We start from the raw sequence: 13,768 nt of genomic DNA, 5'->3' as shown, positions 1-13,768 counted from the left end.
TGTAGGAAATATATGATATTAACTTCGCTTAACCTGTATCAATATCGACTACCGCTCGACGTATTATTGCCCGTCGGTAAGCAACGTATCGATCACAGAGCGGGATTAGTACTACAAGCCAGTGTAAGTGCCAGCGCTAATGTTGGTGGCGAGCATAGACAAGTCGAAGTTGAAATTGCCCCACTCTCTGGCATAGATGTCGATGAACAAGCCTTGATGGGGTTCAGCCGTGAAACACTCACTCAAGTGCAAACGGCTTTGACTGGATTATTACCCCAACTCTGCGGTCAGCATATTGATACATTGCTGGAATGCGCCGAGCAAAGTTCTTCCCCTTCTTTGGCCTTTGGTTTAAGTCTGTTACATGCCAAGTTAATGGGCAAACTCGATGCCATCCGTCCACAAACGGCCACAGTCCCTTTGATTTATCATCCAACGGATGCCAGCAAAGACTTGCTCGATAGCAAAATTGCCGCCCTTGGCAGGAATGTTCGCTCGGTTAAAGTCAAAGTCGCGCAAACTTCAATCGAAGATGAACTAAGCCTGATTTATGGCATTTTACGTACCCGCCCCGATCTCAAATTGCGTTTGGACGCGAACCGAGGGTTTACACTTGAGCAAGCAATCGAATTTGCCGCTTGCTTGCCCCTAGATACCATAGAGTACATTGAGGAACCTTGCCTGAATCCTCATGATAATCATGAATTTTATCAAGCAATTGGTATACCCTACGCCCTCGATGAATCGCTCAACGATCCAGAATACCAGTTTGTAATGCAAAATGGCCTGACTGCGCTTGTCATCAAGCCTATGCTGCTCGGCAGTATCGAAAAGCTAGCTAATTTAATCGATACGGCGCAAAGCTACGGCGTACGTTGCATTATCAGTTCGAGTCTAGAGAGCAGTTTAGGCATTAATGATCTGGCCCATTTAGCCGCGATTCTCACTCCGGATGAAATCCCTGGGCTCGATACCCTCAGCGCCTTTAGCCAAGATTTAGTCGTGTCATCGGGTAAAAAATACTGCCTCACACTCGCGCAACTTGAGCCAATTGCACTGCACGCCATTGATTCAATGCAACAAAATGATGATACAGCTACAAGTGAGGGAAACGAGTTTGTCTAATGCCAGCCTATCAAAACCGCTTGCGCTGTCACCCGTGCACCAAGCTGCGCTTGCGTTTCCACAGCAGACAGCCATCAAGTTGGCGGGGGAAGACATTAGTTACTCAGAGCTTAGCCAGCGCGTTATCGCACTGGCTCAGCAGCTAAGCGCTGCGGGGATCTCAAACGGTGAGCCGCTCGCCTGTATTGCTAGCAATAATCTCGAGATCATTTGTCTCTATTGGGCCAGCATCGATATAGGAGTAATCTTTTTTCCTATCTCGCCACGTTTTCCCCTCGCGCAGATCCAAGACTTAATTGATCAACATCAGATCCGCTATGTTTGGAGTGCTGAGGTTTGTGAACTACAGAATTGTCATCACTTGCGCTTAAATTTCAATCGCGTTAGCAGTGACTTAGCTCTGCCTGTCGACTTTACTCGTCCAGCTAATGTGATTTTAACTTCAGGCTCTAGTGGCTTTCCCAAAGCGGCGGTGCATTGCTTAGCGAATCATATTGCCAATGCCGAAGGTGCACGCAGCTTAATCCCACTCAAACAAGGTGATGCCTGGCTACTCTCCTTGCCCTTATTCCATATTGGCGGTCTTGCGATATTAAACCGCTGTGCCTTAGTCGGTGCCAGTATTGTCATACCAGATCAAGCGCTAAGACTTAGTCAGCAGATTGACCAAGATCAGTTGACTCACATATCTCTCGTTCCCACACAGCTGAGCAAGTTACTTGCCGATACGAGCAGCAAGCTTAAAAGTATCAAAGCCTTACTACTTGGTGGCGGTGCAGTCTCAATCGACTTACTCCAACAACTTAAGCAACGCAATATCGCCAGCTACACCAGTTACGGCATGACGGAAATGGGCTCGCAGATCACCACAGGTCACGCTTTAAGCGACGGCAGCAGTGGCAAACTACTCCCCAAACGTGAGCTCAAAATCGAAGACGGTGTAATTTTGGTGCGCGGTGAATGCCTGTTTATGGGCTATCTCACCGCGGATGGAATACAAAAGTGCGTTGAACAAGACGGCTGGTTTTACACCAAAGACAAGGGCGAATGGGACGAAAATGGTAATCTGCGCATTCTTGGTCGCGTCGATAATATGTTTATCTGCGGCGGCGAAAACATCCAGCCAGAAGAAATCGAAGCCGCGCTTAAACAACATCCACAAATAGACGATGCAATCGTTTTCGCCATACCAGATATACAATTTGGCAATCTCCCTGCCGCCATCATTCGCGGCAGTTTAACCCACCACCCAGGGTCGATTGCAAATACGCTCGAACTATTCCTTGCCAACAAAATCGCCCGCTTCAAACGTCCAAGACAATATTATTCATGGCCAGAAAATAATGAACAAATAGGACTGAAAGTGAACCGAAAATCCTTGATCAGTGAGCTAACAAAAACAAGTTAATCCACTAAAACTCAAGGCTAAGCTCCTGTAATTCTTTAAGCTGTAAACTCGCAGGGAAAAAACGTTGGATAAATGTTTGCTCATCAATAGGACGAGAAAAACAAAAGCCCTGTCCAATCGTACAGCCAAGCTGTTGCAACAATACTAATTGGGAATTTGTTTCAATACCTTCTATCACTAACTCCATATTAAGTGCTTGTGATAACGCTATCACACTGGAAATTGCGGCTTGGCACCTAGGTTCAACACTAAGTTCACGCACAAAACAACCATCTAATTTAATTTGTGAGAAAGGCAATTCGCATAAACGTGCCAATGAAGAATGTGCAGCACCAAAATCATCAATCGCCAATTCAAATCCTAGCATTCGCAAGCGGATTAAATTCTCCATATTCACTGCTGGCGCAGCCAACAGGCCCGTCTCAGTAATTTCGAGGGTAATATTTTGAGGATGAATGTTAAATTTCTTTACCATATCGACAATCTGATACACTAATTTAGTCGAATTGAGTTGAGAGATATCGAGATTATAGGCGAGAGAAATTAGGCTTTCATGTTGTTGTAAACGCTGCTGTAAAGCGCAGCCTTGCTCGAATAACTGTAAGAATAAATCGTCAAGTAAGCCATGTGAAATTAACCGGTCAATAAAAGTACTGGGATTTAACAATCCAAAATCAGGATGATGCCAGCGTGCGAGCATTTCTGCCCCTTTCAAGTTAAAGCCTGCAACATCAAATTTGGGCTGATAAAAACCCACGAACTGCCTTTGCTTCAATGCTTGTTCAAAATCCTCAAATACAAAATTTTCGGGGCACCTAGCAGCTATAAAACCCGAAGAAATTTGACTCCTTTGAATGCGACTGTTGGTAAATCTATCTAACATACGCTGCAAATTATCCACTGAAGGGCACTTACTTAAATCACCAAGATATTCAAAATTAAGCATTTTAATCATCTGCGATACAGACCGCCTGAGTTCCTTATCAATACAACTAAATAATGCAACTGAAGCTATATCGTATTTTGCTTTTGCTTTGCGCAAAAACGATAGACCATCAATACCTGCCATCATAAGATCGCATATCACTATGTCCGCACTATGATGCTCATCGAGCCAAACAAGCGCATCTTGTGCTGCCCCAAAAGCAAACACCTCAACGTTGGTAAGAGATGCAAGATTATGCTCAAGTACTGCACGTTGAAAGGGGTGGTCTTCTAAGACAATCACTCTAACCTTACCCATTGAATACCCTTTAAAATTAAAATACTAATAGACAAATGCCTGTTACGCCCTTGCCGCAAAAAAGCTGCAACACCGAGATATAGATAGTCAGCTATAATTTAAATCACTAGAGGATCAAAACTCTAGATACAAATATATACAGATGTTTATGAATTAAAAACAATGAGAATGCCTATGATTAAATTCATCTGCCTTCAAATATTTTACGACTATTATTTAAAAGAAATTGCTGAAAAATATGTAGGAAAAATCTTAATCACATAGTTTTATTTCACTGTAGCGACTTACAAAGGATAAAATCTGTACTCAATAGTTACGGAGTTACATGAATGAAAAGAAAAATATTAATAGTAGATGATCATCCAGTTGTTGTTTTAGCACTAAAAATCATTTTAGAACAAAGTGGCTTTGAAGTGATAGCAGAAACCAATAATGGTGTTGATGCATTAAAACTTATTAAAGAACTCTCACCCGATGCTGTTATTCTCGATATTGGCATCCCCCAATTAGATGGATTAGAAGTGATAGAAAGGTCAAGAAAACTCGTAAAGAGCCCGCCAATTTTAGTCTTGACGGCACAACCATCTGATCACTTTGTTTCCCGTTGTATTCAAGCCGGAGCTTCAGGTTTTGTCTCTAAACAAAAGGATATGAATGAAGTCACTGGCGCGCTTAGAGCAATTCTCACCGGCCACTCCTATTTTCCGATTATAAGCAATAACAACATGATTGCTAAATCAAGTCAGGACGAGGCTGAACTCGTAAAAAAGCTTTCAACTCGCGAAATGGTGGTATTGCAGCAGCTAGCAGTAGGCTTATCTAATAAAGAAATAGCCGAGCGTATGCTGTTAAGTAACAAAACCATTAGCACATATAAAACTAGACTACTTGATAAACTAAATGCAAAAAATTTGGTAGATATAATTGAAATAGCAAAGAGGCAAAACTTAATATGAGAAATGTTATTTTCATTCTTATATTGAGCCTAAATTCAATTTATTCACTAGCACATGAAAGTAAATTCACCCATTATCATTTGGTCGGCTATCAAGAGAAGGCTGCATTGCCTATCCAGCTATCATTAGAAGAGATTGATACACTTAAAAAATATAGATTGCTGAATATTGGCATATCGTCGCCTGACTATCCACCATTTGACATGACAGTAAATGGTGAACAAGAATTTTATAAAGGAATTAGTGCTGACTATATACATATTATTGCTAATATGCTCAACATTGAAGTCAATATAAAACGTTATGCATCTCGGGAAAAAACAATTACCGCAGCGCTCAATGGAGAAGTAGATCTAATTACTACAGCAAATAAATTTGAACAAATGCACGGTCTTCTACTAAGCACACCTTATACCGTTGATAAGCCTTCTATATTCAGAAATGCTAACTTAGGTGATAATGAACAAATCAAGTCGATGTCTATGGCCTATGAGTACTTACCAGATGAAGCGATAACAGATATTTATCCAAATAGAAAATTACTCAAATTCTCCTCTAGACAGGCGGCCGTTGCTGCAGCTGCATTTCGACAAGTTGATGCTGTGATAGTCGACCAAGTCTCCGCCAACTATTTAATAAACAACAACTTCTCTGGAAAACTTAAATTAGACACTCACTTGTCTCTAAACTCCTATGGCAGCGCCTTTGCTGCAACAGAACAAAATAAGGCCTTAATAGATATAATTAATAAATCTATTAGTAATATTTCACTCGAACAGAGAAAGTTGATTAGAAAACGCTGGAGTGGCGGTGGAAGCACCATTCCTTTTACCTCAGAACTCCCCAGTTTTACAGCAGATGAGACGGCTTGGTTACAAAAAAACCCTAAAATAACAGTGGCAATTAATAAGTATGCGGCACCGCTAACATACCTTGACGATACACATAACGCTGAAGGGTTTGGCATTGAGGTTTTGGAACTAATACAAATGTATTCAGGGCTAAAGTTTGACTATATTGTTAACAATAGGTTTTCAGAACAGATTAGTTCCGTACTCAATCATAAAGCTATGATGACAATATTCTCACCGAGTGAAGATCTTAATAAAAATATTATTTTTACTAAAGAATTCTCAAATTCACCTTATGTTTTTGTAACACAGAAAAATGCACAAGACCTAGATATTAACGCTATAGTTGTTCCCGATGGTACTTTTAATGATAACATGCTCAGAAAAATAAACCCTAATGCAGACATTATAATCGCTGACAATTATCTTGAGGCATTGAATGATATAGCGACTGGTGCAACAAATACCACTATTGTGCCACTGGCTTTAGCCGACTTCTATGTAAATAGTTATTTCAGTGATACTTTAGAAGTAAGTAAGATCATAGATGAAATTCCAAGAGCGTCTGTGGCATTCGGAATGGCGAGTTCAAATAAACTACTTAAGAGCATACTTAATAAAACATTAACAGTTATTCCTCCTGATGAATTACAAATGGCAGAAAATCGCTGGCGCCGTAATGCCCTGCCTGCACGCCAAAGCTGGAAGGATTATAAGTACACTATTTACACTATTGTGATTGCCTCAACGATCATGATTTTAGTCTCAATTATTTGGGCTCTTTACACTCGAACTCATTATCGCAAGCGGCTATTAGCCAAAAAAGAACTTAATCAACAACTGCAATTTATGCAGTCCATTGTTGATGCCATACCTCATCCTATTTATGTAAGAAATAAGCGGCGTGAACTGACTATGTGTAACGAGAGTTACCTTAATGCTTTCAACGCCTCACGCGAAGATTTGCTATATAAGACCACAATGGAAGGAGCCAGTCGCTCTAAAGAGGCTCCTATTGTAGATAAAGAATATGTACAAGCCTTAGAGGATGGTATTGCCGTATTTAAGGATAGAGAACTTCATATAAATGGACATAAATATAATATTTATCATTGGTTTAAATCCTATGGCGATGAAGCCGGCAATATTGAAGGGATTATTGGTGGTTGGATAGATGTCAGCGATAGAGTCAAGCTTATTGAAGAATTAGAATATGCTAAGGAAGCTGCGGACAGTGCAAGCCAAGCAAAGAGTACTTTCTTAGCAACTATGAGTCATGAAATCCGTACGCCAATGAATGCCATCATAGGAATGTTAGAACTGGTACTAAAACGTACAAATTCACAACAGTTTGATTTAAATTCAATTAAAGTTGCCTATGATTCCGCTAATGATTTACTTGAACTTATTGGTGATATTTTAGATATTGCTCGTATTGAAGCGGGTCAGCTGTCACTTTCGCCCATGAGAACCAATCTTAAGACAATTGCAACCTCTGTCGTGAGAGTGTTTGATGGACTAGCAAGGCAAAAAGGAATCACTTTACAGTTGGATTTCGATCCTGTTATTGCGAATGATGTACTCGTTGACCCTATGAGGATTAAGCAAATACTGTCAAATTTAATTGGTAACGCCATTAAATTTACTGATAGCGGTGGAGTAAAAGTGAAAATTCAATCAGAAAGTTTCACCAATACAACCCACACGATTCTATTTACTGTCACGGATACAGGAATTGGCATTTCGGGGGACGACCAACAGAAACTATTTACCCCTTTCAGCCAAGCGCAAGGAACCCACACAACCCATGGTGGTACAGGGCTTGGGCTCATGATTAGCCGCTCTCTGTGCGAAATGATGGGTGGGAGTTTAACCCTTGAAAGTAAATTGCATCAAGGAACTCAGATCAGCATGCAATTAACCCTCACCCAGCTTGAAGCCGAAGCAATCCATAACCCTTCACAACCCATTCCAGAATCGCATGTGAGTAATCCCCTCGATATCTTAATTGTTGACGATCACCCTGCGAATCGCTTGCTATTAGCCCAGCAGCTTAAATATTTAGGCCATAGTGTTGATGAAGCAGAAAATGGCTTAATTGCCTTAAACATGTTCGAAAGTAAACAGTACCCTGTGGTGATCACCGATTGTAATATGCCAGAAATGAACGGTTATGAACTCTGTCAGAAAATTCGCCAACTCGAACACAAACGTCACACGCATGCTATCGTCATCGGCTATACCGCTAATGCCCAAAAAGAAGCCAAGGATGCCTGTTTAACTGCAGGGATGGATGACTGTTTATTCAAACCCATCAGCCTAATGGAGCTAGAAAGTATGATTAAACGGTTTACCCCAGAGAAAATCACCATAACCGCCACACATTTTGCCGCTGACGCAGTAGAAAAACTCACAGGAAATAATGCAGAGTTAGTCGATAAATTGCTTAAAGAACTCCTTAAAAGCAATCAAAGCGACTTGCAGTCCCTATATACAGCCCTCGAAAATAATGATTTGAGTACCATCAAAGATCTCGCCCATAAGATCAAAGGTGCTGCGAGAATTATCGATGCACAGAAGCTTATGTCTGCCTGTGAAATGCTGGAAAACGCGAGCCATCAGCAGTTGAATGCTTATGTTGAAGCCGTATCTCAGGCTATTGCTTCACTCGAGGCAGAAGTGATCTCTTATACCCAAACAGCCTCAAAATAATGCCCAAGCCCATAGCTTCAAGTCACGCTGTATAAATGCATATACATAAGGCCCTGTTGTAAACAGAGCCTTATGTTCAATTCACTGTCAAAGCAAGCGGCTGAGCATTCCCCTCATCGTCTATGTACTCGGCCTTTAGGATAAGCCCAAGCTGATCGATTAACTCGCTCTCAGTGATAGTCACAGTTTCTGCAGAGTAAGGGGCTAGCATTCCTTGAAAAATAGCATAATCCTTCCCTTTAAAACTCAAACTGAGGTTCTGATAGGTCACATAGTAAGGTGACTTATTCTCTATTGATAACATATTGTCTTTCAATATAAATGACTGCCACTTTGCTAAGTCTAAAACATCAATAGCTAGCTTATTGGGCCGCACAAAAACCTTCATTTGAGTACGTAAAGCGACAATCAACAGTTGCCCCTCAGTTTCATCAATATTTTTGGCGGGGGTGGGTGGAACTTCATATACATTCAGCCAGTATAACTGTTCTTGTTTTTCAGGTTCCTGCTCCGCAATATTAAGCAGATTTATGTGCTTGCGCTCCTTTGGAGCAATTTGCAACAAGCCAGGATAGGGCAAAATTGGCGCATTTGCCGTTTCAGGGCCAGAGTCTGGATCGCCGTCATCCACCCACAGTTGCACCATCACAGGGTAGTCATTAATATTCACCAGTGACAACCCTTGCTCCCGATCGGAAGCCGCAAAAATAATTCGACTACGATCGGCGACTACGCCAGCCAGAGCGGTTTGCAACATTAGGAGCCATAAAACTAAACTACTGAACCCGAATAAGCACTTCCGCTTTTGCATAAAATTTTCCTACCGTTGGACTCATTCCGGGCAACTTGCCAAAAACAACTCTGTAATTATCCATATATTGATAACTCGTACCGACAATACCTGTCTGATTCCCCTGTAATGGCCGCCAACCGTCTTTCCATGCATTATATTGTGAGTCTAAGCTGGTTCTATTATCAAAATTTAAAAAGGGTTGAATCACACCATCATTGCGTTGTAGCTTTACCCCCACACCATTAGCAACCATATTAGCACCATAGGCATTACTGACTAGATATGTCACAGCATCCTGAGTAGTAAACCCCAACCGTCTCGCCATCTGGTAATTATGACTCTCAATCTTAAAGGCGATAGCGTTCGCATTAACTGCGGGGCCATTGATATTGGCTTTCTGTTGGCAACGATAATTAATCTGGATGTCAGCTTCTCGGGTAATGCCGCTGTTTAATTCCGCGATAGTCACAGTGGGGAACAACACATAAGGCGTGACATTCATTACCGCACAACCTCCAGCCCTTCGCGTATACAACTGTTGATATAAGCTGATATTCCCAGGCCAATTCGCATACCAGCCTGGATAATGACTAATATGGTCAACCCCTTCCGTAGGATAGGCAAGGCCAGGCCCACCAAAAGCAATATAAGCTGCAGGTTGATTATAACTGTATGCTATAGACTCAGTCACACCTCTGATATTGCCAATCTGGAACAGCTCTATCGTGACATCAGTAAAGTTTTTCGCCTTCACTAATATTCTTCCCTGAGCATCACGGTCTAACCCCCGCAGCGGCCGATATTGCCATAAGCGCGAAAAATACTGACCGGTGGCATTATTCTTAACCCTGAGCACAACATTTCGATGGTAAGTGGCATAACCTTTGTTAATACCATAAGCCACGCCATCTTCGTACATGCCGCCATAAGCATTATCAGCGTTTACTGAGTAGATCTCATTTAGTTGGTGCTCATCCGCCGCATCGCAACGAAAAAGTACCTGATCAGGATCATACCCGCCAGTCTGTCCATAGGTACTGAAGGGCACAACACTCGATCCCAATAACGTGCCATTGGGTTGAAAACTTTCATCGGTAACATTGATGATAGGCAGATTAAGTATGCCCCTATTAGCATCGTAACCACCAGACCATATAGCTGTTTTACCATACGCAGGTGCGACATAATAAAAATTTGCCGGATCTGTTGTAGTCGTCGATATACGGTAGCAAGTCGCCATAGCTTGACCACTAACTAAAGTGGCAAACACAAAAGATACCACTGCCAACAGCCGACCTAGGTTGAACTCAATCATAGTTTTTATCTCAATTAACCCGCTCACATAGCGCAGGCATTCTTAATAAAGTGTTATCACGACTGCTTTCGAGGGTATAGTCAAAGTGACATTGCTGATCGGGTTTATTTCCCCAATTAACGGTCAACTGACCACTCGGTTTAGAAGCTCTGACATAAGCCATACCAGCCTGTCCAACCATGCCCAATACTAGGCCATCTTCGTCCACGACTTCGGCGCCAATAGGAATAACGCCGCCGTTGGCTTGCTGAGTCATGAAGACGACGGCTATCCCGTGTCTAGTCTCGAATTTCATCTTAACGATAGAGCCGGCATAGGGCGCAACTTGCTGTTGTGTCTCGATAAGTTCTGTACCACTTAACATAGATCCCGTATCAAGCGTGACACTATTTGTGCGATAAGGCGTCAAAGATGGGATAATTGCATATCCCAAGTCATCAATCTCAGTACCCCAATTATTAGTCACTTTTGCGCCAGAAGCTCCCTCAGCTTGAACAATCGCAAAAGTATCACTGAGGTTTTGGCTTAATGTTACGCCGCCAGAATGCACCACTGCTGCACCACTCAACCCAGCGCCAACCTGCTGATAAGTATCAGAAATCGAATAGTTACCCGATAAAGTCGCTTGGCTAAAACGCTTTTGCGTATTGACGCTGACACTTTCACTCGAACTATCCTGCCGCTGCAGTGAAGCATTCAGGCCATATGTCCAAGTATTATCATCGTCCACAGTGCCTGCGAGTCCTAGATTATACTGTTCATTACCCCTAAATGAGTGACTAAACCCACTGCTAAGCATGTTTGACTGGCGACTACCAAATGGAATGGACACGGTGAGACTCACAAGATCTTCCTTCACCCTATCAGAGGAATAACCGCTCATTTCAGTTAATAGCTGACCACCAAACCCATTCTGTAGCGGAACTTGACTGGTATATTGACGTGAAAAAGTGAGTCCTATATTCACACGACCAATACCCACCGTATAACCGAACTGTAGTTGATCGTCATCATCGCGCCCATCACGGTATTGACGTTTAGAACCACTCAAATAAACAAAGCCAAAGTCATCTAAACTCTGATTCACACTTAAACTCATTTCAGACCGCTGACTGTAGGTCTCAGATTCAAAAATATTCCCACTCTCCAATGCCCTCCTCAAACCTAAAACATCATTCAACTCCCGAAATGACTCTGTAGAGTAGTGATATCCAGCAAGTGCCACTGATGTCCCCGAATCGAACGAATGGCTATAATTAAGTCCAACACGCCAGCCATTTTTCCACTCATTTAATGCTGAAGACTGAGAAATACGAGACATTGAATGTACAACGGTTAACCCTAGAGCCCCCCATTCTGTACCTAATACAGTCCCTAGACTCAAAGCAAAATAATCATCTCCGACACGCCCACCGCTATTTAGCGTCAGCATATTACTCAAACCATATTCAGAAATTAAATCTACAAAGTACCCACCAGACTCTGCTTGATCTACTTCACCAAATGATAACCCGTACTGGAAACTTCCTTCACGCAACGAGCCAGGCACAGCACTGAATGGCACAGTAAAACTAGAGACCTTCCCATCGGCTTCACTAATTTCAACTAACAAATCCCCCTCATAACTTGTGGGAAATAAGTCATTAATAACAAAAGGCCCCGCCGCTACTGTCGTTTGATAAATACTCACACCATTTTGCTTAATCACTACGCTGGCGGTTGAGTTAGCGAGTCCTCTGACGACAGGTGCATAACCACGCTGCGATTCTGGTAACATACGATTATCAGTCAGCAACTGTACGCCAGTAAAAGCTAAACTACCGAAAATATTTCCTCGAGTGTAGGCATCACCAAGCAAGAGTTCGCTCTGCATATCCGGCAAGGCTCTGGTGATATAAGTTCTAATAGAATTAAAACTTTCTTGAGTATTTTGGGCAACATCCTTGTACTGATAACTCGATTGATTTCTCAGGCGCCATAATCCTAAATTGACACCTGAATTAAGGCCCGTATAAATGACACGCATATCGCTACCAGCACTGCGGCTATTAGTTTGATAGTAGTTACTGTTGTAACTGATAAATCCAGCATTTTCTCCCTCGCTCCAAGATGAAGGATCAACATAGCCACGCGGAATCTGCCGTAAATAAGCTTGTGGGATCGCAAGCCCTAATCTTAATTTCTCGGCATCAAATTGCGTCGATACCCCCTTGACCACAGTATCAGGGGCGGCACATTCAGCCTGCAATAATGCATCTTCGTTTATGTATATTGCAGTTACATTCGACTTGTTCCAGAAATTAAGGTCGAGACAAGGCACAACTCCTTGGGAGCCAACCTTAACAAAATTAATAATTTCCCTATTTAAGTAAGTACCATTTATATAGATATCAACTTGGTATTGACCTGGAATAGTTTCTGCAATCGAGTTAAAGCGAGAAAGATAACTATCGCCATAACCACCACCAAGTAATAGGCTGTCATCAAATGTGAAATCCTGTAAGTCATCGGCCCTCAACGATGAAGACATGCAAAAGATCACACCAATCAATAGCAGTAAAGAGTAAATTTGGCTCATCAAACGCATGGATTTTTTCATAACCAATCTTATCAATGATGTGCAGATGCAATAACATATTCACTTTTTACAAATCCGCCGTAATCATTTACTAAAGTGAATTCAATCGTCATTGGATATGTGATGACAAACTGCTTATTCTGAATGTCTATCAACTGATTAGACTTAGGTTCAAGCATAGTAATAGGGATGATTAGCTCTTGTTTTCCCGACTTAATTTTTGCCTCAACAAAAGAGGCAAAAAAAGCCGCATTATTTTTCACATCAAGGTGAATTCCAGCATCAGCATACTGAACATCAAAGGCAATCTCTTTTGCCACATCATCTGGATTAGATTCAATCTCTACAGGCCGATAAAATATTTTCACTCTATTTTTGAGCATCACTAGCATCTGATTTTCACCAGCATTTTCTTTCGATAATGGAGGTATCTGTAGAAAATTAAGATAAAACACACTCTCACGGTCTTTTGGCAGCTCACCGCCGCTATAAATTAAGCGAATTAACTGCCCTCGCTTAGGCTCTATTCTAAAAATAGCGGGTAAGGCCAAAAATGGGCCATCAGCATACTCAGGTGCCGACTCTGGGTTATTAATATCAGTCCAGACCTGAACAACATTTGGAAAAGCATCGTTATTTGTTAACTGAACACTGCGCTCTTTAGCATCACTAGGATAAATGACTCGCGTATTGGTCATGACCACACTCGCATTAACTGAAAAACCGATCATGAGTAGAGTCAAAAATATTAAACGAAGAAGTAAGCTAGAAAAAATCATAGAAGCCC

The 13,768-nt window shown here is 41.8% G+C and carries 9 protein-coding genes; 4 read left to right on the top strand and 5 right to left on the bottom strand.

Features of this window, described 5'->3' with window-relative positions; translation table 11 throughout:
• The first annotated feature begins 12 nt into the window (after positions 1-12).
• Both menC and menE read left to right on the top strand, forming a co-directional pair.
• Positions 13-1,125, top strand: coding sequence for an o-succinylbenzoate synthase (menC, locus tag HUB64_RS22925; protein WP_173497983.1), 1,113 nt, complete (start codon positions 13-15; stop codon positions 1,123-1,125).
• Positions 1,118-2,533, top strand: a complete 1,416-nt coding sequence (gene menE, locus HUB64_RS22920) for an o-succinylbenzoate--CoA ligase (protein ID WP_173497982.1) — start codon at positions 1,118-1,120, stop codon at positions 2,531-2,533. The genes menC and menE overlap by 8 nt, the downstream gene beginning before the upstream one ends.
• Before the next feature lie 4 nt (positions 2,534-2,537).
• Here menE and HUB64_RS22915 read toward each other — a convergent pair whose 3' ends face one another.
• The gene (locus HUB64_RS22915; RefSeq protein WP_173497981.1) at positions 2,538-3,776 is read right to left on the bottom strand and encodes an EAL domain-containing protein; all 1,239 of its coding nucleotides are present in this window, start codon (positions 3,774-3,776) and stop codon (positions 2,538-2,540) included.
• Between the two features lie 329 nt (positions 3,777-4,105).
• Between HUB64_RS22915 and HUB64_RS22910 the strand changes: the two genes are divergently transcribed.
• Together HUB64_RS22910 and HUB64_RS22905 are read left to right on the top strand one after the other, a co-directional pair.
• Positions 4,106-4,732, top strand: a complete 627-nt coding sequence (locus HUB64_RS22910) for a response regulator transcription factor (RefSeq protein ID WP_113940277.1) — start codon at positions 4,106-4,108, stop codon at positions 4,730-4,732.
• Positions 4,729-8,295, top strand: coding sequence for a transporter substrate-binding domain-containing protein (locus tag HUB64_RS22905; protein ID WP_173497980.1), 3,567 nt, complete (start codon positions 4,729-4,731; stop codon positions 8,293-8,295). Before HUB64_RS22910 ends, HUB64_RS22905 begins: the two co-directional genes overlap by 4 nt.
• Positions 8,296-8,371: 76 nt before the next feature.
• Here HUB64_RS22905 and HUB64_RS22900 read toward each other — a convergent pair whose 3' ends face one another.
• Genes HUB64_RS22900 through HUB64_RS22885 form a run of 4 tightly spaced genes read right to left on the bottom strand, consistent with a single transcriptional unit; the run spans position 8,372 to position 13,760 of the window.
• On the bottom strand, positions 8,372-9,052 hold the full coding sequence (locus HUB64_RS22900; RefSeq protein ID WP_173497979.1) for a molecular chaperone: 681 nt from the start codon (positions 9,050-9,052) through the stop codon (positions 8,372-8,374).
• Between the two features lie 19 nt (positions 9,053-9,071).
• The gene (locus tag HUB64_RS22895) at positions 9,072-10,403 is read right to left on the bottom strand and encodes a fimbrial protein (RefSeq protein ID WP_173497978.1); all 1,332 of its coding nucleotides are present in this window, start codon (positions 10,401-10,403) and stop codon (positions 9,072-9,074) included.
• Positions 10,404-10,413: 10 nt separating this feature from the next.
• On the bottom strand, positions 10,414-13,002 hold the full coding sequence (locus HUB64_RS22890; RefSeq protein WP_254451476.1) for a fimbria/pilus outer membrane usher protein: 2,589 nt from the start codon (positions 13,000-13,002) through the stop codon (positions 10,414-10,416).
• Positions 13,003-13,013: 11 nt separating this feature from the next.
• Positions 13,014-13,760: a molecular chaperone gene (locus HUB64_RS22885; protein ID WP_173248192.1), complete on the bottom strand. Its 747-nt coding sequence runs from the start codon at positions 13,758-13,760 to the stop codon at positions 13,014-13,016.
• Between the last annotated feature and the right edge of the window lie 8 nt (positions 13,761-13,768).

The sequence above is a fragment of the Shewanella sp. ISTPL2 genome (assembly GCF_013283205.1).
GTDB lineage: Bacteria > Pseudomonadota > Gammaproteobacteria > Enterobacterales > Shewanellaceae > Shewanella > Shewanella oncorhynchi.
Note: the sequence above shows the minus strand (reverse complement) of the source record. Positions and strands in the feature narration are given on the sequence as shown.

What these genes read in the sequence shown, in the direction of transcription:
- HUB64_RS22900 (WP_173497979.1), bottom strand. Translation starts at nt 9,052, where the DNA reads ATGTTGCAAACCGCTCTGGCTGGCGTAGTCGCCGATCGTAGTCGAATT.
- menC (WP_173497983.1), top strand. Translation starts at nt 13, where the DNA reads ATGATATTAACTTCGCTTAACCTGTATCAATATCGACTACCGCTCGAC.
- HUB64_RS22895 (WP_173497978.1), bottom strand. Translation starts at nt 10,403, where the DNA reads ATGATTGAGTTCAACCTAGGTCGGCTGTTGGCAGTGGTATCTTTTGTG.
- HUB64_RS22890 (WP_254451476.1), bottom strand. Translation starts at nt 13,002, where the DNA reads ATGAAAAAATCCATGCGTTTGATGAGCCAAATTTACTCTTTACTGCTA.
- HUB64_RS22885 (WP_173248192.1), bottom strand. Translation starts at nt 13,760, where the DNA reads ATGATTTTTTCTAGCTTACTTCTTCGTTTAATATTTTTGACTCTACTC.
- HUB64_RS22915 (WP_173497981.1), bottom strand. Translation starts at nt 3,776, where the DNA reads ATGGGTAAGGTTAGAGTGATTGTCTTAGAAGACCACCCCTTTCAACGT.
- HUB64_RS22905 (WP_173497980.1), top strand. Translation starts at nt 4,729, where the DNA reads ATGAGAAATGTTATTTTCATTCTTATATTGAGCCTAAATTCAATTTAT.
- HUB64_RS22910 (WP_113940277.1), top strand. Translation starts at nt 4,106, where the DNA reads ATGAAAAGAAAAATATTAATAGTAGATGATCATCCAGTTGTTGTTTTA.